The sequence below is a fragment of the Stenotrophomonas sp. PFBMAA-4 genome (assembly GCF_030053215.1).
GTDB lineage: Bacteria > Pseudomonadota > Gammaproteobacteria > Xanthomonadales > Xanthomonadaceae > Stenotrophomonas.
The window spans coordinates 1-21,143 of record NZ_JASGBW010000004.1 but is presented as its reverse complement, the minus strand read 5'-3'; the positions used below and the strand labels follow the sequence as shown (position 1 = coordinate 21,143).

18 protein-coding genes are annotated in these 21,143 nt (G+C 67.6%); 7 read left to right on the top strand and 11 right to left on the bottom strand.

Translation table 11 applies throughout. From position 1 onward, the window contains the following. Positions 1-34 precede the first annotated feature (34 nt). The 3 genes from folC to QMZ26_RS03880 all read right to left on the bottom strand — a co-directional run bounded on the left by folC (position 35) and on the right by QMZ26_RS03880 (position 4,498). Positions 35-1,306 (bottom strand): bifunctional tetrahydrofolate synthase/dihydrofolate synthase, encoded by a 1,272-nt coding sequence (gene folC / locus QMZ26_RS03890; RefSeq protein WP_200733260.1) that lies wholly within the window; start codon positions 1,304-1,306, stop codon positions 35-37. A gap of 34 nt (positions 1,307-1,340) precedes the next feature. After that, positions 1,341-1,985, bottom strand: a complete 645-nt coding sequence (locus tag QMZ26_RS03885; protein WP_079220782.1) for a histidine phosphatase family protein — start codon at positions 1,983-1,985, stop codon at positions 1,341-1,343. A gap of 350 nt (positions 1,986-2,335) precedes the next feature. Beyond that, positions 2,336-4,498 (bottom strand): S46 family peptidase, encoded by a 2,163-nt coding sequence (locus QMZ26_RS03880; protein WP_108746031.1) that lies wholly within the window; start codon positions 4,496-4,498, stop codon positions 2,336-2,338. A gap of 214 nt (positions 4,499-4,712) precedes the next feature. Between QMZ26_RS03880 and tdh the strand changes: the two genes are divergently transcribed. After that, positions 4,713-5,735, top strand: a complete 1,023-nt coding sequence (tdh, locus tag QMZ26_RS03875) for an L-threonine 3-dehydrogenase (protein ID WP_079225101.1) — start codon at positions 4,713-4,715, stop codon at positions 5,733-5,735. A 242-nt stretch (positions 5,736-5,977) separates the two neighbouring features. Beyond that, entirely contained in the window at positions 5,978-6,874 is an 897-nt protein-coding gene (locus QMZ26_RS03870) for a hypothetical protein (RefSeq protein WP_283220639.1), read from the top strand. Between the two features lie 74 nt (positions 6,875-6,948). Here QMZ26_RS03870 and QMZ26_RS03865 read toward each other — a convergent pair whose 3' ends face one another. Continuing rightward, positions 6,949-7,641 carry a TorF family putative porin gene (locus QMZ26_RS03865; RefSeq protein WP_283220638.1) on the bottom strand — a complete coding sequence of 231 codons (693 nt, stop codon included), beginning with the start codon at positions 7,639-7,641 and terminating at the stop codon, positions 6,949-6,951. Between the two features lie 197 nt (positions 7,642-7,838). Between QMZ26_RS03865 and kbl the strand changes: the two genes are divergently transcribed. After that, positions 7,839-9,047, top strand: coding sequence for a glycine C-acetyltransferase (gene kbl, locus QMZ26_RS03860; protein ID WP_108758314.1), 1,209 nt, complete (start codon positions 7,839-7,841; stop codon positions 9,045-9,047). 132 nt (positions 9,048-9,179) lie between these two features. Here the strand turns inward: kbl and QMZ26_RS03855 are convergent, their stop codons facing one another. From QMZ26_RS03855 to QMZ26_RS03840, 4 genes are all read right to left on the bottom strand, one after another. Further along, positions 9,180-9,503 (bottom strand): hypothetical protein, encoded by a 324-nt coding sequence (locus QMZ26_RS03855; protein ID WP_283220637.1) that lies wholly within the window; start codon positions 9,501-9,503, stop codon positions 9,180-9,182. Positions 9,504-9,589: 86 nt separating this feature from the next. Then, positions 9,590-10,399 (bottom strand): pseudouridine synthase, encoded by an 810-nt coding sequence (locus QMZ26_RS03850; RefSeq protein WP_079220777.1) that lies wholly within the window; start codon positions 10,397-10,399, stop codon positions 9,590-9,592. Positions 10,400-10,419: 20 nt separating this feature from the next. Next, entirely contained in the window at positions 10,420-10,932 is a 513-nt protein-coding gene (locus tag QMZ26_RS03845) for a hypothetical protein (RefSeq protein WP_079220776.1), read from the bottom strand. Positions 10,933-11,150: 218 nt separating this feature from the next. Then, positions 11,151-12,245, bottom strand: a complete 1,095-nt coding sequence (locus QMZ26_RS03840) for an OmpA family protein (protein ID WP_200734586.1) — start codon at positions 12,243-12,245, stop codon at positions 11,151-11,153. Positions 12,246-12,801: 556 nt separating this feature from the next. On the opposite strand from QMZ26_RS03840, the gene QMZ26_RS03835 reads away from it, so the two are divergent. The 4 genes from QMZ26_RS03835 (at position 12,802) to QMZ26_RS03820 (ending at position 17,029) form a co-directional block, all read left to right on the top strand. Next, positions 12,802-13,443 (top strand): hypothetical protein, encoded by a 642-nt coding sequence (locus QMZ26_RS03835; protein ID WP_283220636.1) that lies wholly within the window; start codon positions 12,802-12,804, stop codon positions 13,441-13,443. A gap of 105 nt (positions 13,444-13,548) precedes the next feature. Beyond that, positions 13,549-15,579 carry an NADPH-dependent 2,4-dienoyl-CoA reductase gene (locus tag QMZ26_RS03830; protein ID WP_283220635.1) on the top strand — a complete coding sequence of 677 codons (2,031 nt, stop codon included), beginning with the start codon at positions 13,549-13,551 and terminating at the stop codon, positions 15,577-15,579. 294 nt (positions 15,580-15,873) lie between these two features. Continuing rightward, positions 15,874-16,332 carry a cell wall hydrolase gene (locus QMZ26_RS03825; protein ID WP_004154513.1) on the top strand — a complete coding sequence of 153 codons (459 nt, stop codon included), beginning with the start codon at positions 15,874-15,876 and terminating at the stop codon, positions 16,330-16,332. Between the two features lie 85 nt (positions 16,333-16,417). Then, entirely contained in the window at positions 16,418-17,029 is a 612-nt protein-coding gene (locus QMZ26_RS03820; protein WP_108758318.1) for a glutathione S-transferase N-terminal domain-containing protein, read from the top strand. Between the two features lie 122 nt (positions 17,030-17,151). Here QMZ26_RS03820 and QMZ26_RS03815 read toward each other — a convergent pair whose 3' ends face one another. From QMZ26_RS03815 to prpE, 3 genes are all read right to left on the bottom strand, one after another. Further along, entirely contained in the window at positions 17,152-18,207 is a 1,056-nt protein-coding gene (locus QMZ26_RS03815; RefSeq protein WP_283220740.1) for a suppressor of fused domain protein, read from the bottom strand. Positions 18,208-18,257: 50 nt separating this feature from the next. Further along, entirely contained in the window at positions 18,258-18,761 is a 504-nt protein-coding gene (locus QMZ26_RS03810; protein WP_079220773.1) for a hypothetical protein, read from the bottom strand. 234 nt (positions 18,762-18,995) lie between these two features. Beyond that, the gene (gene prpE, locus QMZ26_RS03805; protein WP_283220634.1) at positions 18,996-20,876 is read right to left on the bottom strand and encodes a propionate--CoA ligase; all 1,881 of its coding nucleotides are present in this window, start codon (positions 20,874-20,876) and stop codon (positions 18,996-18,998) included. Positions 20,877-21,143: the final 267 nt, after the last annotated feature.

Genomic DNA, 21,143 nt, shown 5'->3' with positions numbered 1-21,143 from the left:
GGGACGAACGGCGTCGGCGCTGACTGAACGTGGATCAGGGGTGGTCCTGCAGCCACTGCAACGCCGCCGCTGCGGTGTGGAACGAACCGAACACCAGCACCCGGTCGCCGCGCTGGGCCTGGGCCAACGCCTGCTGCAGCGCCTGCTCGACGCTGTCGGCCAGCGCGGCCGTCGCGGCCGGGGTATCGGCTAGGCGTGCCTGCAACTGCTGCGCGCTCTGCCCACGCGGGCCTTCCAGCCCCGCCAGGGTCCACTGCGCGACGCTGTCCTGCAGCGCCTGCACCACGCCTGCGGCGTCCTTGTCCTGCAGCGCCGCGTACACCGCCAGGGTGCGGCCCGGCGCCACTTCGGCGTTCAGCGCGCGGGCCAGCTGGCCTGCGGCCTGCGGGTTGTGGCCGACGTCCACGCGGATCTGCACGCCATCACGCTCGAAGGCCTGCATGCGGCCAGCGATGCGCGCGGCGGCGATGCCGGCGGCCCAGGCCGCACGCGGCACCGGCCGGTCCAGCGCGCGCAGTGCGGCGATGGCAGCACCGGCATTGGCCAGCTGGATCGGAGCGGCCAGCGACGGGGTCGGCAGTTCCATGCGCAGGCCGACATCGCGCCAGCGCCAGCGCTGGGCATCGATCGGCTCGTAGAAATAATCGCTGCCGCCGCGGATGGCGTTGGCACCCAGCCGATAGGCCCGATCCAGCACGCTGGACGGCGGGTCGGTCTCGCCCAGGATCACCGGCTTCCAGCCGCGGATGATGCCGGCCTTCTCGGCGCCGATCGCCTCGCGGTCCTCGCCCAGCCACTCGGCATGGTCGATGTCCACGGTGGTGATGACCGAAACATCGGCATCGATGATGTTGACCGCATCCAGGCGCCCGCCCAGGCCTACTTCCAGCACGGCCAGGTCCAGCCCGGCATCGGCAAACAGCTGCAGCGCGGCCAGGGTGCCGTACTCGAAATAGGTCAGGGTGATTCCACCGCGCGCGGCTTCCACCGTGTTGAACGCCGCGACCAGCGCGGCGTCCTCCACGTCCTGGCCATCGATGCGCACCCGCTCGTTGTAGCGCAGCAGGTGCGGCGAGGTGTACGCGCCGACCTTCCAGCCGGCGGCACGGCCGATGGCCTCGATGAACGCCACCGTGGAACCCTTGCCGTTGGTGCCCCCGACCACGATGGTGCGCTTGGCCGGCGCGCCCAGGCCCATCGCGGTGGCCACGGCGCGCACGCGCTCCAGGCCCATGTCGATGGTCGCCGGGTGCTGGCGTTCGATGTAGTCCAGCCAGTCGGCCAGGGTGGTCGGGGTGTTCGTCACGGCAGGGGTTCCAGCAGAAGCAGGTGGTTCGGGATCAGAGCGCGCGGTGCTTGGCTTCGCCGAAGAACGGCGTGTGGTGGGCGCAGTCGTTCAGGCGCACCACTTCCAGGCTGTCCAGGTCGGCGCCTTCGAGCAGGTTCAGGGTGGTCGGGGCCTGGCGGAAGGTCCACAGGCGGGAAATCGGCAGGCCCAGCACCTTGCACAGGATCACCCGGTTGACCGCGTCATGGGCGACCACCAGCAGGGTGTCATGCTCGCCGAGGCCTTCGGCGGCACGCGCCAGGCCGCGCCAGCTGCGCTCGAGCACCAGGCGCAGCGATTCGCCACCGGGCATCAGCACGGTATCGGGTTCCTCGCGCCAGGCCTTCAGGCGCGACGGGTCTTTTTCGTTGATCTCGCTGGCCAGCAGGCCTTCCCACTCACCGTGGGCGATTTCCTGCAGGTCCGGCTCGGTCTGCAGCATGCCGGCGCGGTCGGCGCCGAGGGCGAGCTGGGCGGTCAGCTGGGCGCGCGACAGCGGCGACGCCACGGCACGGGTGATGTCCACCGAAGCGAGACGGGCGCCCAGGGCCTGGGCCTGGGCTTCGCCGATGGGCGAAAGCGGGATGTCGATCTGGCCCTGGTAGCGGCCTTCGGCGTTCCACGGCGTTTCGCCGTGACGGGCAAGCAGGATGCGCATGCGAACAAGGGGTCCTGGGGGGAGGAGGCTTCCGCGTTTCGTTCACATCCTGTGAAGTACGCGGAACAGGGATGATACCTGTTCGGCGGACCCGGCCGGTCGGGGCATGAAAAAACCCCGCGACCGGGGTCGCGGGGTTTCAGGTTGCAGACGGTTCCGCCAGCGTTGCCGGCCAGCGGCCGGCACTACCTTATTTGGCCAGGTCAGTAGATCCACGCCATGCGTGGATGATCCGCCCGGTGGAGTTGCCGGCCAGCGGCCTGCACTACCTTATTTTGCCAGGTCAGTAGATCCACGCCATGCGTGGATGATCCGCCCGGTGGAGTTGCCGGCCAGCGGCCGGCACTACCTTATTTGGCCAGGTTCAGTTCCTTCAGCAGCTGCGGCGCCGGCGCCACTTCCTGCATGATCCACTGCATGTAACGGCTGTCCACGGCGATCATGCGGGTCATCACCGGGTCGAACACCCAGTTGGAGCTGACCGATTCCCAGTTGCCGTCGAAGGCCAGGCCGACCAGCTTGCCGTGCGCGTCCAGCACCGGCGAACCGGAGTTGCCGCCGGTGATGTCCAGGTTGGACAGGAAGTTCACCGGCACCGAACCGATGCGCTTGTCTTCCAGGCCGCCGTAACGCTTGGCCTTGACCGCATCCAGCAGCGCCTTCGGCGAGTCGAACGGGTCTTCGCCGGTTTCCTTGGCCGCCACGCCTTCCAGGGTGGTGAACGGGGTGTACTGCACGCCGTCCTTGCCATAGCCCATGACGTTGCCGAAGGTGATGCGCAGCGACAGGTTGGCGTCCGGGTAGACGAACTCGCCCTTGCTCTTCTTGTAGTCGGCCACGGCCTGCAGGTACAGCGGACGCGCGGTCAGCGATTCGCCTTCGCGGATCTTGCGCTGCTCTTCCTGCTTCAGCAGTGCCGGCATGACGGCCACCGCGTACTGGATCGCCGGATCGGTGCTGGCTTCGAAGGCGGCGCGGTCGGCGTTGAACCACTTCAGGCGCGTGTCGAGGTTGCCCAGCTGGGTGCCCGACAGCTTGCCCACCAGCGACTTCACGGCGGCCTCGTTGCTGCCGCCCAGCCAGGTGTTCAGCACTTCGTTGTCACGCTGCGCGGCCGGCAGGGCCACGTACTGGTCCAGCCAGTAGGTCTGCAGCTGCTGGTCCATCTTCGCCACGTAGCGGCGGTCCATCTGCTTCAGGCCACCTTCGATGGTGGTCAGGTCGCGCTGCTGGTAGCCCGCTTCGCGCTCGGCGTCCGGCTTGGCGCGCTCGATCGACAGGCGGTACAGGGTGATGGCGGCGCTGACCGCCGAGGTGTTGTTGAACTGCGACACGAACAGGTCGCGCTCGCGCGTGGCCTTGCTGGTGTCCAGGTGCTGGAGCAGCTGCGCGTGCGCGGCCAGGGCCGGCTTGCCGGCGGTGCCCTGCTTCTTCAGCCAGGCCAGCACGGCCGCTTCCTCGGCCTGCTTCTGGCCTGCGGCATCGATGCGCTTGAAGCCTTCCAGCTGGCCCAGGTAGTTCTTGGCCACGTTGTTCATGCTGGCAGCGGTGGCGGCGTACTTCACCTTCACGTCCGGGTCGGCCTTGCCGGCCTCGTCGATCATCTTCAGCACCGCGTTGTAATGGCGGGCGATGGTCGGGTAGGTGAAGCTGGCGGTCTCGTTGAACTCACCGGCCAGGGCATAGCGGTTGGTGCGGCCCGGGTAGCCGGCCACCATCACGAAGTCGTCGGCGCCCAGCGGCTGGTCGGCGAACTTCAGGAAGTGCTTGGGCTGGTAGGGCACGTTGTCGGCCGAGAACGCCGCCGGCTTGCCGTCCTTGCCGACGTAGGCGCGGTAGAACGAGAAATCGCCGGTGTGGCGCGGCCACATCCAGTTGTCGATGTCGCCGCCGAACTTGCCGACGCTGCCCGGGGGCGCGTAGACCAGGCGCACGTCCTTGATTTCCATGTTGCGGAACAGGCGGTAGGTGTTGCCGCCGCTGAACGAGTACAGGCGGCAGCGGAAGCCGGCGTCGGCTTCACAGGCGGCCACCTGGGCCTTGTCGAAGGCATCCAGGGCGCGGCTGCGGGCCAGCGGATCCTTGCCGGCGGCCGCGATGGCGGCCTTGGCCTGGGCCGTGACGTCGGTGATCTGGTCGAGCACGAACACGCGGGCGTTCGGGCCGGCGCTCAGTTCGTCCTTCTGGGTCGGCGCGTTGAAGCCGTCCTTGATCAGGTTCTTCTGCGCGGTCGAATTGAGCTGGATGGCGCCGTAGGCACAGTGGTGGTTGGTGACCACCAGGCCCTGCGGGGAGACGAAGCTGGCGGTGCAGCCACCCAGCGCAACCACCGCACCCATCGGGTCGCCGGTCAGGTCGGCCAGCTGTTCAGGGGACAGCTTCAGGCCGGCCTTCTGCAGCGGGCCGGCAATCTCCGGCAGCTGCTGCGGCACCCACATGCCTTCGGCGGCATGGGCGACCTGGACCAGCCCGAGGCTGGCGACGACGGAGAATGCAAGCAGGTTCGAGCGCATCGAGCGGCCCCTGGTGAAAGAACCGCCGAGTGTAGCCCAGCCCCCTGCCCCGCCCCGATGCCCGGAAGTCATGGGCCGCGCCACTGCTTCCGCCGGGCATGGCCCGGCGCTACCGGGGGCTCAATGCACCCGCAGCGCAACATGGGAATTCCGCGCAGCCCTCTATAATCCGCGTTTTCCCCCTGATGAGTTCCACCCGATGGCGCAGCAAACGATGAAGGCCCTGGTCAAGCGCGAAGCAGCCAAGGGCATCTGGCTCGAAGAGGTTCCGGTGCCGACCCCGGGCCCGAACGAGGTCCTGATCAAGCTGGAAAAGACCGCCATCTGCGGTACCGACCTGCACATCTACCTGTGGGACGACTGGAGCCAGCGCACCATCAAGCCGGGCCTGACCATCGGCCACGAGTTCGTGGGCCGCATCGCCGAACTCGGCTCGGCCGTCACCGGCTATGAAGTCGGCCAGCGCGTCTCGGCCGAAGGCCACATCGTCTGCGGCCACTGCCGCAACTGCCGCGGCGGCCGCCCGCACCTGTGCCCGAACACCGTCGGCATCGGCGTCAACGTCAACGGCGCCTTCGCCGAATACATGGTGATGCCGGCCAGCAACCTGTGGCCGATCCCCGACCAGATCCCGTCCGAGCTGGCCGCCTTCTTCGACCCGTACGGCAATGCCGCGCACTGCGCGCTGGAATTCGACGTCATCGGAGAGGACGTGCTGATCACCGGCGCAGGCCCGATCGGCATCATCGCCGCCGGCATCTGCAAGCACATCGGCGCACGCAACGTGGTGGTCACCGACGTCAACGACTTCCGCCTGAAGCTGGCCGCCGACATGGGTGCCACCCGCGTGGTCAACGTCGCCAACCAGTCGCTGAAGGACGTGATGAAGGAACTGCACATGGAGGGCTTCGACGTGGGCCTGGAAATGAGCGGCAACCCGCGGGCCTTCAACGACATGCTCGACTGCATGTACCACGGCGGCAAGATCGCCATGCTGGGCATCATGCCCAGGGGCGCCGGCTGCGACTGGGACAAGATCATCTTCAAGGGCCTGACCGTGCAGGGCATCTACGGCCGCAAGATGTACGAGACCTGGTACAAGATGACCCAGCTGGTGCTGTCCGGTTTCCCGCTTGGCAAGGTGATGACCCACCAGCTGCCGATCGACGATTTCCAGAAGGGCTTCGACCTGATGGAAGAAGGCAAGGCCGGCAAGGTCGTGCTCAGCTGGAACTGAGCGGCACACGGTAGCGCCGGGCCATGCCCGGCGTTGCGGGAAAGAAAAAGGCGCCCAACGGGCGCCTTTTTCGTGCGCGGGGGGCTGCACGGGAACCAACCGCACTACCGGCCGGTCCATCGAGCACGACCCGACCGCGAGGCAAATGGATGTACCTGCCGGCTCTGATCTCTGTACTGCTGTCCGCCCCCGCTGCAGCGCCCCCCTGCCCAGCCCCACCCGGCCCCGTACCGCTGGCCTGCGTGGCCACGGCCGAGGGCTGGTTCTACGGTGCCGATGATGACAGCGCACGCAAGGCCGCCGGCGATGCCGCCACAGCCGTCTCCGCGTTCCAGCGCCATTTCAGCCCCGAGGTTCCCTTCGGCGCGGTGATCCTGTCCGCCGCGCTGCCCCGGCAGGCGAGTGACACGTTCAAGAGCGGGCACGGACTGGCGTGGGTGCGCGTCTGGGCCTCGCCGGCGGAAAAGAGCACACTGCTGCGGGAAAACCTGCGCCGCACCCAGCCCGAGCTGTCGGCGGCGGCCGTCGAACAACTGGTCGCACGGGTCTCCCGCAGCACGGGGGACGTGCTGCCGCACGAAATCGGTCATTCGCTGTACCAGGCGCGGTTCTGGCCGGGGCAGACCGCCGATGGCAGCCTCCATTACGCCACGCCTGCGCCGGATTGGCTGGACGAAGCCGCTGCCATCCTGATGGAGCCGCCCTCGATGCTGGCCGAACGCCGCCGGCAGTACCGCGCCCTGCTCAATGCTCCTTCGCCCCACGTCCAGGATCTGCCCCGCTTCCTGCAGGCCCCGCATCCGATGGACGCCGCACGCCGCGCGGCACTGTCCGCTAACGGCAGCAGCAGTGCATCGGGGCTGACCGTCATGACTGCCCGTGGAGATACGGGGGCAGCATTGGCGGCGTTCTACCTTCAGAGCCTGGCGCTGGCCGACTTTCTCATTGAGCGCAGCGGCCGCCAGGACGTACTGGGCCAGATCAGCCTGGCCCTGGCCAACGGCCAGTCGTTCGACGACTGGCTGGCACAGTCAGGCCCGCCGCTGCAGTTGGGCAGCGATGTTGCCACGCTCACGCAGCACTGGCAGGCGTGGGTGAATGCACTGACCCTACCTACGGAGCAAGCGCCGGCCCAATGAAAAAGGCGCCCATCGGGCGCCTTTTTCGTAAAGCGTGCCAGGCAAGCCTGGCACCTGCCGTAGCACTTGCGGCGTCAGTTGCCGATCGCCACGCTCAGCATCACGCGGCTGTGCGCCAGCTTGCCGGAGTTGTAGCGGCCATCGCTGTCGGTGCCGTAGTAACCCAGGCCCACGTTGAACAGGCCGAACTGGCGGCTGACGCCGACGTTCCAGTCGGTGTAGTCCTTGGCGATGTCCTTCTCGAAGGTGCTGCGGCCGATGTTGGCGCTCAGCGTGAAGTCCTGCGGCAGCGCCCATTCGCCGCCCACGGCGAAGTACCAGCCGTCGGTGCCGGAATTCCACACGTCGTTGCTGTAGGCCACGGTGGCCTTGTACTGCTTGGCGAAGGTGGTGGTGGTGATCAGTTCGTTGTAGTTCTGATCGCTGGCACCGATGTAGGTGTAGCGGTTGATCAGCACGTCGAAGTTGACGTTGTCGCTGACGTCGACGCCGTAGCCGATCAGGTAGTCCAGCTCGGTGTTCGGGTCGCCGGCGCCGAAGTCGACACCCGAACCCCACACGCCGGCATACAGGCCGACCGGGCTGGTGTAGGTGAAACCGGCCTGCAGGGTCGGCTTTTCATCGGTCTGGGAAACACCGCGGAACAGGTAGTCGGAAACACCGGTAACGTTCCAGCTGTACGGCGACTCGCTCTCCTGGGCGCTGGCAGCGAACGGGGCCAGGGCGAGGGCGGCAGCGAGGGTCAGGCAGGCACGGGCGTGCTTCATGGGCGTCTCCGGTGGGGGCGGTGGCGTGGAAGGCGGAAGCGGGAACCGGACCAGAACGGACCGGTTCACGAATTTTTAACCCGTTTGCTATTGCGATGCAACATGTGCCGGCCATGGCGATGGCCCGCCGCGGACGGCTGCCGGCCACCGTTGCCCGGTAGAATCAGCGGTTTCCCGTGCTGAGCCGTGCCCACGCCATGACCGAGACCTCCTCTGCCCTGACCCGCCACTACGCCGAGGAACTGGACGCGATCCGCGCCCAGGGCCTGTTCAAGTCCGAGCGGATCATCACCAGCCCGCAGTCGGCCGAGATCACCCTCGACGATGGCCGCACCGTGCTCAACTTCTGCGCCAACAACTACCTGGGCCTGGCCGACCACCCGGACCTGATCCAGGCGGCCAAGGACGCCCTGGATACCCACGGCTTCGGCATGGCCTCGGTACGCTTCATCTGCGGCACCCAGGACCTGCACAAGCAGCTGGAAAAGCAGATCGCCGACTTCTTCGGCAAGCAGGACACCATCCTGTATGCGGCCTGCTTCGATGCCAACGGCGGCCTGTTCGAGCCGCTGCTGGGCGAGAACGACGCGATCATTTCCGACGCACTGAACCACGCCTCGATCATCGATGGCGTGCGCCTGTGCAAGGCCAAGCGCTTCCGCTACGCCAACTGCGACATGGCCGATCTGGAGGCGCAGCTGCAGGCCGCTGACGCCGCCGGCTGCAAGACCAAGCTGATCACCACCGACGGCGTGTTCTCGATGGACGGCTTCATCGCCCCGCTGGACGAGATCACCGCGCTGGCGAAGAAGTACAACGCCCTGGTGCACATCGACGAATGCCACGCCACCGGCTTCCTCGGTGCCAGTGGCCGCGGCTCGGCCGAAGTGAAGGGCGTGCTGGAGAAGATCGACATCATCACCGGCACCCTGGGCAAGGCCATGGGCGGCGCGCTGGGTGGCTTCACCTGCGCCAGCGCCGAGGTGATCGAACTGCTGCGCCAGCGCTCGCGCCCGTACCTGTTCTCCAACTCGCTGCCGCCGCACGTGGTCGCCGCCGGCATCAAGGCCTTCGAGATGCTGGCCGCCGCCGATGACCTGCGCGACACCCTGGTGGAAAACACCCGCTACTTCCGCGAGAAGATGGTTGCCGCCGGTTTCGACGTGAAGCCGGGCGTGCACCCGATCAGCCCGGTGATGCTGTACGACGCACCGCTGGCGCAGAAGTTCGCCCAGCGCCTGCTGGAAGAAGGCATCTATGCGATCGGCTTCTTCTTCCCGGTCGTGCCCAAGGGCCAGGCACGCATCCGTACCCAGATCAGCGCCGCACACACGCGCGAACACCTGGACCGCGCCATCGATGCGTTCACCCGCATCGGCCTGGAACTGGGCGTCATCAAGGGCTGATCAGAACCGGGGGCGGATCGCCACAGGGTAGCGCCGGGCCATGCCCGGCGGTTTCCCGATGTCCGCGCTACGCGCTCGCCGGGCACGGCCCGGCGCTACCGGCGCAGCGCGCAACGCGCGTCACTTCTTCTTTTACTTCTTGTCCTTGGGCTCGTCCTTGCTGGCCACCACCACCGGCTTGGCGGCGGCGTCCTGCGCATTGCCCTTGGCCACGCGGATGCCGTTGGCCTTCATCCAGGCATCGAACTCATCGGCGGTCATCTTGTGGTCGCCGTCGCTCATCATGAAGCGGTAACTGCCGCGGCCGTCCAGTTCCGGGGTTTTCACTTCCACCACCGGCGTTTCCACCGGGACTTCGGCCTTGGCCACTTTCTTGTGGCCACTGCAGGCGGCCAGCAGCGCAAGCGGCAGCAACAGGCTGGCGCAGCGCAGGGTTCGGTCGAGGGTCGGGTACATGGGCACGCTCCGTTCAAGTAAATCGAAAACCAGGCGCCCCCTACGCCTGGAACGGTGGCCGGCGGCTGCCGGCCGTGGGCCGGACATCAGCCCGGTGCAGCGGCCCCCAGCCGCTGCTGGTCGCTGACCTCCAGCACCCGCCACTGGCCCTTGCCGAGATCGCCGAGCGCCAGCCCGCCGATCGCAACCCGGACCAGGCGCAGCACCTGCAGGTCGAAGGCCGCCAGCAGGCGGCGGATATGGCGGTTGCGTCCCTCTTCGAGGACCACCTCCAGCCATGCGGTCTTGTCGCCGCTGCGCAGCACGCGCACGGCCCGGGCGACCAGGAACTCGCCCTCGTCGTCGATGCCGGCCTGCAGCGCGGCCAGCGTGGCCTCGTCCGGCAGGCGGTCGATCTGTACGTGGTAGGTCTTGTCCGGCCCGGTCTGCGGGTCGGTGAGGCGCGCGGCCCACTGCGGGTCGTTGCTGAACAGCAGCAGGCCCTCGCTGGCCTTGTCCAGCCGCCCGACGGGTGCGATCCAGGGCAGCCCGGCGCCATCGAAGCAGCGGTAGACGGTATCGCGGCCGCGCTCGTCCTGCGCGGTGGTCACCACGCCGCGCGGCTTGTTGAGCATCAGGTACAGGCGCTTCGGCGCGCCCAGCGGCTGGCCGTCCACTTCAATCGGCGGTGCAGGCTGCGCGATCGGGAATTCGGGATCGCGGACGATGCGCCCGGACACCCGCACGCGGCCATCGGCGATCCAGCGTGCGGCTTCGGTACGCGAGCAGACGCCTGCCTTGGACAGCACGCGCGCCAGGCCATGGCGGACACCGGCGGGTGCGGCAGCGGGCTTCGCACGCCCACGCGGGGCGTGGGAGCGGGCGGCGGGGGTGGCAGGAGGGCGGCGCGTGCGCAAGCCTCTGCTCCCCGCGCGGCTTACTTCTTTTCGCCCGGCTTGGTCTCAGCCGGTGCTTCGGTGGTGGCCGGGACGGCAGCGGCAGCCGGCGCCGGGCGCGCCTTGACCACGCGCACGCCACGCGCCTTCATCCAGGCGTCGAACTCTTCAGCGGTCATGCGCTTGCCGTTCTGGCTCATGTCGAAGCGCCACGGCGTGTTGTCGAACTCGGTCTGCGGCTTGTAGGCGGCCGGATCGTTGGGCTTCACCGCCGGTGCGCTGGGGATGGCCTTGGCGATGTTCTGGCAACCATCGATGCGCAGGCGCTGCAGCACCTGGTCCAGCGACTGCGAGGGATCGTAGCTGCTGCCCAGCACGCCGGCAGACATGCCCAGCTGGGTACCGCGGATGTACAGCTCATCAGCCACCGGCGCGATGGCCGTGGCCGGCAGGGGCAGCGGCGAGGCGCTGGTGTTGACCGAGCAATCGACCGCCGCGTGGGCGACGGGAACCAGGGCCAGCGCCAGGACGGCGGCCGATGCAGAGCGCAGCATGAGGGGCATCCACGAAAGGAAGTGACGCGGCGAGTTTAGCAATGCCGCGACAGCTTTCAAGCGCCACTTTCAATGAATACGACAACTCATTGGTTTTACGAGCAAAACGCCGACGAACGGTTGGCGAAAGCGGGGGCGAGCCACGTTCCAGGGCCCACAAACAACAAGACCCGGCCGAAGCCGGGTCCTGCTGTGTCTTACTGGCAGAGCGTCAGAACTTAGTTCTGGACGTTCAGCTCGGTACGACGGTTCTTGGCGCGACCTTCCGGGTTATCCGAACCATCCGGGTTGGTGTTCGGGGCAATCGGACGGCTCTCGCCGTAGCCGATCGGGCCCTGCAGACGGCCAGCGTCCACACCGTTCTGGGTCAGGTAGTTGTACACGGCGGTGGCGCGACGCTCGGACAGCTTCTGGTTGTAAGCGTCGGTACCCTTCGAGTCGGTGTGACCGGCGACTTCAACGCGCAGGTCCGGGTAACGCTTCAGGATTTCCGAAGCTTCCGACAGGATGGCCACAGCGTCCGGACGCAGGTTCGACTTGTCGAAGTCGAAGTTCACGCCCTTCAGGTCGATCGACACCGGCACCGGGCAACCGTCCGGACCGATGGTCTGGCCCGGCTGCGAGTTCGGGCACTTGTCGTCGCAGTTGTTGACGCCGTCACCGTCGTCATCCAGGTCGGCGCAGCTCGGGGCAACCGGAGCCGGAGCCGGGGCAACAGCAGCCACCGGGGCCGGGCCCAGCGGGATCACGACGCCGACCGAAGCCAGCACGTCGCCGAACCAGTCTTCGTTCGGAGCAGCAACGCTCTGGTCGTCGAAGACAGCGCGGTAGGCCACTTCGGCGCGGACAGCAACGCGCTTTTCGAAGGTGGTCTGCAGGCCGAAGCCCAGCTTGGCAGCGGCATTGCCATCCTTACGCTCACGCGGGCCGTTCAGGCTGTTGGCCGGGTACTCTTCTTCCGACTTCTGGTAGCCCAGGCCACCGACGATGTACGGGTTCCAGCCGCGGCCTTCCTTGATGAAGTGGCGACGCAGGTCGAACGAGATGCCGTACTGCGACCAGTTCAGATCCTGGTTGGCATCGAAATTCGGGTTCTGGTAGTTCAGCTCACCGTCCAGCGACCACTCCGGGCTGATGAACTTACCCAGGCCCAGGGTGACGAACGGAGCATCGTTGGTCAGGCGGTCGCTGTCCTGGAAGTTGAAGCCGGCCGAACCGGTCAGGTACCAGCGGTCATCGAACTCCTGCGCGGACGCAGCCTGGGCGAAAGCCAGACCACCCAGCAGCGCGGCAGTAAGGATCTTCTTGTTCATTGAGTACAGCTCCTATTTCGGGGGTATGAAACCGGTAGAGGCATGGGCCAGCACTACTGCGTCGATGTTCGACAGCCGATTCAGCACGCCACCGCCGCGAACATTATGCTCAGGCGGGTGAAGGTCATGTTAACAGTCCCGTAACATGTGAAGCGTCGCACCCGACCAGCCACCGGTCCGACATTGAAACCCTATACAGGATCATGAAAATCCGCAAGACCCCCGTGCGACAAGGGTTTGGAGCGGATTAAGGGGAGTAAGCGACGGGTTTGCCGGAGCGCTGCGTCGGGAGATTCAGCGCGCGCCCATTGTCGTGAGGAACCGAATGAGACGGGCACGTACTTCGCCGGCCAAGGGGTGAATGCCCCGGCGTCGAGCGATTTTCTTCTTTCCCGACTCTGCCTTTGCAGCATGGTGAACCGCGGCCCCGGGTTAACGCCATTCACATCACTGGCCGCGTTGCCGCTGTACATGCGCATTGCCCCGCATCTGTATCTATAACGACGGCCAAAGCGGGACTACGGTGGAAACAGATTTCCCCTCCCCCGGAACCCCCATGCCCACCGCCCTCCCCCTGCGCCTGCTCCAGCTTGTCACCGGCCTGTTCCTGTATGGATTCGGCATCGCCCTGATGGTGCGTGCGGCCATCGGCGTGGCGCCGTGGGACGTGCTTTCACAGGGGATTACCCTGCATTCGCCGCTTTCGTTCGGCCTGGTCACCAACCTCGTCGGCCTGGCGGTGCTGCTGTTGTGGTGGCCGCTGCGGCAGAAACCCGGCGTGGGCACCGTGCTCAATGTGCTGCTGATCGGCCCGTCCGCGCAGTTCGGCCTGTGGTTGCTGCCACCGGCATCCGGCCTGGCCTGGCAGCTGCTGCTGTTCTGCGCCGGCCTGCTGCTGATCGCACTGGCCACCGGCCTGTATATCGGCGCACGCCTCGGCCCCGGTCCACGCGACGGGCTGATGACCGGCCTGCACGCGCGCACCGGCCGGCCGATCTGGCAGGTCCGCACCCTCATCGAAGGCAGTGCCCTGGCGGTGGGCTGGTGGCTGGGCGGCAACATCGGCCTGGGCACGCTGGCCTTCGCCGTGCTGATCGGCCCGCTGTGCGGCCTGACCCTGGGCTGGTTCGGCATTGGCCGCCCGGTGGGGGGTAGCGCCGGGCCACGCCCGGCGAGCGCGCAGCGCGGCCACGGATGACCGCGCCGCCGGGCATGGCCCGGCGCTACCCGACGCTGCGGCAGCCCTTGCCCCGGCCGCAGTTTCGCGGCACCCTGCGCGCTTCCGTACGCAAGCGTATCGACCATGTCGCCAGCCAACGAAACTGCCTATCCGCACCTGTTCTCCCCGCTGGACCTGGGCTTTACCCAGCTGCGCAACCGGGTGCTGATGGGCTCGATGCACACCGGCCTGGAAGATCGCGCGCGCGACTTCCCGCGCCTGGCCGCCTATTTCGCCGAGCGCGCCGAAGGTGGCGTCGGCCTGATCGTCACCGGTGGCTTCGCCCCCAATGTGGTTGGCTGGCTGAAGCCGTTCGGCGGCAAGCTGTCGTGGCCCTGGGAAGTGCGCCCGCACAAGCAGCTCACCGCCGCCGCGCACCAGCACGGCGCAAAGATCTGCCTGCAGCTGCTGCATGCCGGCCGCTATGCCTATCACCCGCTGTCGGTAGCGCCGTCCAAGCTGAAGGCGCCGATCAACCCGTTCACTCCGCGCGCGCTGTCGGCCAGCGGCGTCGAACGCCATATCGCCGATTACGCCCGCAGCGCGAAGCTGGCCCGCGAGGCCGGCTACGACGGCGTCGAAGTGATGGGCTCGGAGGGCTACCTCATCAACGAGTTCATCGCCCCGCGCACCAACACGCGCACCGATGCCTGGGGCGGCGACGCGCGCCAGCGCATGCGCTTCGCAGTGGAGATCGTGCGCCGCATCCGTGAGGCCTGCGGCCCGGACTTCATCATCATCTACCGGCTCTCGCTGGTCGACCTGGTCGATGACGGCAGCAACTGGGAAGAGATCGTGCAGCAGGCACAGGCCATCGAAGCCGCCGGCGCGACCATCATCAATTCCGGCATCGGCTGGCACGAGGCGCGCATCCCGACCATCGCCACGTCGGTGCCACGCGCGGCCTTCGCCGGGGTCACCGCCAAGCTCAAGCCGCACGTGAAGGTGCCGCTGGTCGCCACCAACCGCATCAACATGCCCGAAGTGGCCGAGCGCATCCTGGCCGGTGGTGGCGCCGACATGGTGTCGCTGGCGCGCCCGCTGCTGGCCGACCCGCAGTGGCCGAACAAGGCCCGCGCCGGCCGCGCCGATGCGATCAACACGTGCATCGCCTGCAACCAGGCCTGCCTGGACCACGTGTTCGAGAACAAGCTGGCCAGCTGCCTGGTCAACCCGCGTGCCGCGCACGAGACCGAGCTGGTCTACCACCCCACCAACGCGCCGAAGAAGATCGCGGTGGTCGGCGCAGGCCCGGCCGGCCTGGCCTGCGCCACGGTGGCCGCCGAGCGTGGCCACCAGGTCACCCTGTTCGATGCCGGCGCGGAGATCGGCGGCCAGTTCAACGTGGCCAAGCGCATCCCGGGCAAGGAGGAATTCCACGAGACCCTGCGCTACTTCCGCCACAAGCTGCAGGAAACCGGCGTGCAGCTGCGCCTGGATACCCGCGCCGATGCGGCTGCCCTGGCCGGCTTCGACGAGGTGGTGCTGGCCACCGGCATCACCCCGCGCAAGGTCGATTTCCCCGGTGCCGACCACGCCAAGGTGGTCACCTACCTGGACGTGCTGCTGGGGCGGGTCGACGTCGGCGCCAGCGCGGCGATCATCGGTGCCGGCGGCATCGGCTTCGATGTCGGCGAGTTCCTCAGCCATGCCGGCCCCTCGCCCTCGCTGGACCCGCAGCGCTGGATGGCCGAATGGGGCGTGGACCGCCATTTCGAGGCCCGCGGCGCGCTGGCCAGCCCGCAGGTGGAAGCCTCGCCGCGCCGGCTGTGGCTGCTGCAGCGAAGCGCCGGCAAGCCCGGTGCGCGCCTGGGCAAGACTACCGGCTGGATCCACCGCGCCACGTTGAAGGCCAAGGGCGTGCGCATGCTCGGCGGCGTGGAGTACCTGGGCGTGGATGACGATGGCCTGCGCATCCGTGTGGATGGCAGTGAGCAGCTGCTGCCGGTCGACCATGTGGTGGTCTGCGCCGGGCAGGAACCGAACCGCGCACTGCAGGCCGAACTGCAGGCCGCCGGCATCGCTGCACAGGTGATCGGCGGTGCCGATGTTGCGGCTGAGCTGGATGCAAAACGAGCAATCGATCAGGGCAGTCGCGTCGCTGCTGCGCTGTAGTACGGGGCTGAATGGGGGACAAAATGTGATTTCCGTCCCCTCGCCCTAACCTGAATGTCAAGCAAGCCGATTCAGGATGCGTTCGGCAATCCCCCCCTACCTTGCGCCAACTTTCTGCTCACCAGCCAGTTCCCGGTGAGCCGGCGCGGCCCCCTCGATCGGATGATCGTTTCTTTTGGGGCCGCCCACGGGGCGGCCCCGATGGCCGCCTCCCCATGACGCCAAGTCGTATCCCGGCCCGCAGCCCCCGCTGCTGGAACCCCGGGCTGCGGCCCACACGGAGCAAGGAGTTATATGAAACTGGCCTGGATTCTCTGGCTGTCGCAGTTGTTGCCGCAGCCGGCCGCTGATTCATTGTGTTTGAGCACCACCGTTTACCTGGAAGCCCGCGACCAGACCCTGCGCGGCCAGCAGGCCGTCGCCGAAGTCGCATTGCGCCGCCTCGACAGCGGCCTGTGGGGCGATTCGATGTGCCAGGTGGTCACCGCGCGCAAGCAGTTCGCCCCGACCATCGTCTCCCCCGGCACCCAGCTGGGCAACGACGCGGCCTGGAGCGAAGCGATGAACGTGGCCTTCGACGCCGAGCGCAACTGGGCGCTGCCGGCCGGCGAACGCCGCGAGATCGTCCCCGGTGCCAGCCACTTCGCCGCGCTGTCCATTGCCAGCCCGAACTGGCGCAATGCCTACCAGGTGGCGACCATCGGCGACCACACCTTCTATAAGGTGCAGAACCTCAAGCCTCGCCAGTCGTAACGATCTGTTGCCGGCGGCAGCGTTGCCGCACGCCGGCAGGCTCTGGGATAGTGGACGTTTCCCGCCACACCCGCCTGGAGTCCCCATGAAGCTGTACAGCAAGCCTGGTGCCTGTTCCACCGCCGACCACATCGCCCTGCAGTGGACCGGCCAGCCCTATGAAGTGGAACTGCTGGACAAGGACACCCTGAAGGGTCCGGACTTCCTCAAGATCAACCCGGCCGGCGCGGTGCCTGCGCTGGTCGATGGCGATTTCATCCTGCTGCAGAACGCAGCCATCATGGGCTACATCGCCGACACCTTCCCGCAGGCCGGCCTGGGCGGCGATGGCAGCGCGCAGCAGCGCGCCGAAGCCACCCGCTGGCTGTCCTTCGTCAATTCGGACGTGCACCCGGCGTTCTCGCCGCTGTTCGGGCCGGCCAAGTTCATCGCCGATGAAGGCCAGTTCGACGCCATCCGCGCCGCCGCGCGCAAGCGCCTGCGCGGCCTGTTCGAAACCGCCGACAAGCAGCTGGCCGACAAGCCGTGGCTGGCCGGTTTCCGCAGCTTCGCCGATCCCTACTTCTACATCACCCTGCGCTGGGCGGCGGCCGCCAAGGTCGACCTCGTCGGCCTGGACAACGTGGCTGCATTCAAGACCCGCATGGAAGCCGACGCGGGCGTGCAGGCCGTGCTGAAGGCCGAAGGCCTGGCCTGAGGCCGGGACGGGGCCAGACGCGGGGTCGGATCCGTCTGCGCAGCAGACGGCTCCGACCCCAACGACCACGGGTCAATCAGTCGAGCAAGCTCGACTCTACGCGTCTGCCGCGTTCGTCGCGCTCAGCCGATCTCGCGGATGACGGCACCCTTGCCGTCGCGCAGCTGGGTCGGCACCACCTCGATGCGCAGCCTTGACCCCACCGGGTACAGGCCGCGTTCGGCCGGCACCGCTGCCATCGCCTGCAGCCCCGCCTCATCCAGCAGCCAGCGCGCGCTGTCGCCTTCTACCTCTTCAACGCTGTCGCCATCGGCCGGGACGAACGTCCACTGCCGCTCACGGCTGACCAGCTCCAGCGGCTTGCCATGGCGCAGGCGCAGGCCCAGCAGCTCGGACACGCTGGGAACCTGGCCGGCGCCCAGCACCAGCGTGGTCACGCCCGCCTCCTGCCGCCACCCCAGGCTCTCGATGAACAGCATGCCGGTGGTCGAGCCTTCACGCTCACTGCCCTCCCGTGCCTGCGCGGCCAACGCGGGGTCATCGAGCAGGTTGCCGCGGTGCAGGTCGGTGATCCACAGCGGCATCGCCGGCTGCAGGGCCTGCAGCACGCCGCGGGTCGACCAGCGCCGGATCGCCTCCATTTCTTCATCGGTCAAGCCGACCAGCTGCAGGAACTGCAGGTGCCCGTTGGCGGTATCGCGCGCCGGCAGCTGCGGATCGGCGATGAAGGCCAGATGGCAGAGCCGGGTGTCCGTCTCCAGCGCGATCGGGCCGTTGGCGTCGAGATGGTGGCCATCTTCGAACACGTTGCCGCTGCCGAACACATAGCGCGCCAGGTTCTGCAGCAGGTTCAACGGCCACACCGGCGGCGTGCTGCCGGCATCCTCGCCGACGCTGGCCGCCAGGCGGAAGGTCAGCTCGAAGCCGTAACCGCTGGTGTCGGCATCACTGCTTTCCTTCGCATACAGCTCGGAGAAGCCGTAGGTGATGTAGTGCCAGTGCGGCACGGGGGCGTCGGCCCAGTACACGCTGATGCCGTCCAGCGGATCCTGGCCACCCAGCGTGTAGGGCAACGCGGTGCCGTAGTGGCGCGGCTCCTGGCCGGCATACAGCGGTGCCAGCGCCGCATTGATGGCGTCCCAACCGGGCGTGTCGGTGGTGTCGTGTTCGTCCTGCACGCAGGCATCCTCGAGGGCAGTGGAATCCACCGCCCACTTTACCCGCCACGTCAGGCCTGCACGACCTCGCCCGCCGCCGGCGACAGCAGCACCTGGGTTTCCTGCCACCAGCGCTGGGCCAGTGCCGGGCTGCGTGCCTTCGCCACCGCATCCAGCAGTTCCGGGCACAGCCGCTCCAGCGACAGCGCATCCTTGCAGCGCTCGATCTTCAGCTGCATGAAATAGCCCTTCAGGCCCAGGTGGCGGCGTACTGCCTCGCTCATCGCCTCGTACAACTGCTGGTACAGCGCCGGGTCCTGTTCGCGGCCGCTGCTGAGGGCACGCGCGGCCACCGGCTCGACCGCGCCGCCGACCACTTCGATCAGCTCAAGTGCCGCCAGTTGCTGCAGCGCATCCGGCGGCGCGCGCAGGCCCTCGAGCAGGCCACGCAGTTCGTTGTCATCGCGGCGGCCATCGACCATCAACAGGATCGAACGCAATCCGGCCGGCAGGCGCCGGCCACGGTCTTCGATTTCCTGGCGGCCAGCGGCCGTCTTGGCGTGCAGCAGTGCCATGCATCCCCCCAATCCTTGATGCGCTTCATCTGCGCGCCCGGGCGGGCGCGCCCCCTTTGGTCGCCATCGTCAGCGCCGGCGCAGCTTCCCCGAAGCGCAGGCTCTGTTGCAGATCGATGACAGGGCGAGCTTAGCGCATGTGCTGGCCGGCTTGGGTAGCGCCAGGCCATGCCTGGCGTCTTTTCCCCACCAGGCAAACGCAGCCGAGCGCGGGCTCGGCTCTACAGAATCGGCTTACCGCCCCAGCGCGCGGCGGATTTCCTCCAATGCCCCGGGGTCATCCAGGGTCGACAGGTCGCCCGGGTCGCGCTGCTCGGCCAGCGCCTGCAGCGAGCGCCGCAGCAGCTTGCCCGAGCGGGTCTTGGGCAGCGCGTTGACCACGTGCACGTGTGCCGGCCGGGCCACCGCCCCGAGCGAGGCGGTCACCGCCGCCATCATCTCGGCCACTACCGGCGCCGGGTCCTCGCCGTTGAGCCCCTGCTTGAGGGTGACGAACACCAGTGGCACCTGCCCTTTCAGCTCGTCCCTGACCCCGATCACCGCCGCCTCGGCCACGCGCGGGTGGCCGGAGATGGCTTCCTCGATCTCGCGCGTGCCCAGGCGGTGCCCGGCCACGTTGATCACATCATCGGTGCGGCCGAGGATGAAGGTGTAGCCGTCGTCATCGCGGATGGCCCAGTCCAGCGAGCTGTACAGCAGTTCCTTGAAGTGGCTGAAGTAGCTCTGCATGAAACGCGCATCGTCGTTCCACACCGTGCTCATGCAGCCCGGCGGCAGCGGCGGGGTCACCACCAGCACGCCCTTCTGCCCGGCCGCGACTTCCTCGCCGGTGTTCTCGTCGATCACCTTCATGCGATAGCCGAGGTTGGGGAAGCCCGGCGAACCGAAGCGCACCGGCTTCATGTCCAGCCCCGGCAACAACGTCAGCGCCGGCCAGCCGGTTTCGGTCTGCCAGTAGTTGTCGATGATCGGCTTGCCCAGCGCCTCGCTGATCCAGTGCGCGGTGGGTTCATCCAACGGCTCGCCCGCCAGGAACAGGTACTTCAGCGCGTCCAGGTCGTGGCGGTGGATGAAGTCGGCATCGTGCTTCTTCAGCACGCGGATGGCGGTGGGCGAGGAGAACATCGTGCGCACGTTGTACTGCTCGCACAGCGCCCACCAGATACCCGGGTCCGGGTTGGTCGGCAGTCCTTCATAGAGCAGCGAGGTGCAGCCACCGATCAGCGGCCCATACACGTTGTAGGAGTGGCCGACGGCCCAGCCCACGTCCGAGGTGGAGAACATCACCCGGCCCGGCTGGCAGTCGAACACCGTCTGCATCGACTGCGCCATCGCCACGGCATAGCCGCCCACGTCGCGCTGCACGCCCTTGGGCTTGCCGGTGGTGCCGGAGGTATAGAGCAGGTAGCTGGGTTCGCTGGACTCGAGCCACTTCACCGGCACGTCCACCTCACCCACCTGCGCGCGCAGTGCGGCGTAGTCGACATCGCGGCCGGGCACGCGCGGCTCGGCCGGATCCAGGCCGCGCGAAACGATCAGCACGTGCGGCGGCGGGCTGGTCGCCTCGGCGCAGGCGGCGTCCACCATGGCCTTGTACGGGATGACCTTGCCACCGCGCATGCCGGCATCGGCGGCGATCAGCAGCTTCGGCCTGGCGTCGTCGATGCGCAGCGCCAGGTTGTGCGCGGCGAAGCCACCGAACACCACCGAATGCACCGCACCGATGCGCGCGCACGCCAGCATGGCGAACACGGCTTCGGCCATGTTGGGCATGTAGATGACCACGCGATCACCGTGGCCCACGCCCAGGCGCTGCAGCACCGCGGCGAAGTCGTTCACCTCGCGGTACAGCTGGCGGTAGGTGATTTCGCGGGTGATGTTGGTTTCGGTGGAGACCGCCACCAGCGCGAGCTGGTCGGGCCGATCAACGAGGTGGCGATCGACGGCGTTGTAGCAGAGGTTGGTTTCGCCCCCGACGTACCAGCGGCGGAACGGCGGATTGCTGTAGTCCAGCACCTGCTTCGGCGGCACATGCCAGTAGATGCGCTTGGCTTCCTCGCCCCAGAACGCCTCCGGCTCGTCGATCGAGCGGCGGTAGGTTTCCTCGTAATTCATGACGCAGCCCTCCCAGACAAAGTCATGCATTCGAGGATAGTCCCGCGCTGGCACGCGGGCCGCCCTACCTTGGTAGGGGGTGGGGTTTTTCATGCAGGGCTGCCGCCCTGCACCCGCAGAAGCAACGTCAACGTCAAAAGCGGGGCCGCTGAGGGATGGCGGGGCGGGTCCGGTCGAGGGGGACGCCGTAAATACGTCCATGTAGCAACTGTGTTGCCGGAGGGGCGCCAGCCCTTCCGGCAGACGGACACGGTAGTGCCGGCCGCT

Coding starts and splice junctions, on each gene's coding strand:
- QMZ26_RS03830 (WP_283220635.1), top strand. CDS start 13,549: ATGTCGCCAGCCAACGAAACTGCCTATCCGCACCTGTTCTCCCCGCTG.
- QMZ26_RS03845 (WP_079220776.1), bottom strand. CDS start 10,932: ATGCTGCGCTCTGCATCGGCCGCCGTCCTGGCGCTGGCCCTGGTTCCC.
- QMZ26_RS03820 (WP_108758318.1), top strand. CDS start 16,418: ATGAAGCTGTACAGCAAGCCTGGTGCCTGTTCCACCGCCGACCACATC.
- QMZ26_RS03885 (WP_079220782.1), bottom strand. CDS start 1,985: ATGCGCATCCTGCTTGCCCGTCACGGCGAAACGCCGTGGAACGCCGAA.
- QMZ26_RS03810 (WP_079220773.1), bottom strand. CDS start 18,761: ATGGCACTGCTGCACGCCAAGACGGCCGCTGGCCGCCAGGAAATCGAA.
- QMZ26_RS03865 (WP_283220638.1), bottom strand. CDS start 7,641: ATGAAGCACGCCCGTGCCTGCCTGACCCTCGCTGCCGCCCTCGCCCTG.
- QMZ26_RS03840 (WP_200734586.1), bottom strand. CDS start 12,245: ATGAACAAGAAGATCCTTACTGCCGCGCTGCTGGGTGGTCTGGCTTTC.
- kbl (WP_108758314.1), top strand. CDS start 7,839: ATGACCGAGACCTCCTCTGCCCTGACCCGCCACTACGCCGAGGAACTG.
- tdh (WP_079225101.1), top strand. CDS start 4,713: ATGAAGGCCCTGGTCAAGCGCGAAGCAGCCAAGGGCATCTGGCTCGAA.
- prpE (WP_283220634.1), bottom strand. CDS start 20,876: ATGAATTACGAGGAAACCTACCGCCGCTCGATCGACGAGCCGGAGGCG.
- QMZ26_RS03835 (WP_283220636.1), top strand. CDS start 12,802: ATGCCCACCGCCCTCCCCCTGCGCCTGCTCCAGCTTGTCACCGGCCTG.
- QMZ26_RS03825 (WP_004154513.1), top strand. CDS start 15,874: ATGAAACTGGCCTGGATTCTCTGGCTGTCGCAGTTGTTGCCGCAGCCG.
- QMZ26_RS03880 (WP_108746031.1), bottom strand. CDS start 4,498: ATGCGCTCGAACCTGCTTGCATTCTCCGTCGTCGCCAGCCTCGGGCTG.
- QMZ26_RS03855 (WP_283220637.1), bottom strand. CDS start 9,503: ATGTACCCGACCCTCGACCGAACCCTGCGCTGCGCCAGCCTGTTGCTG.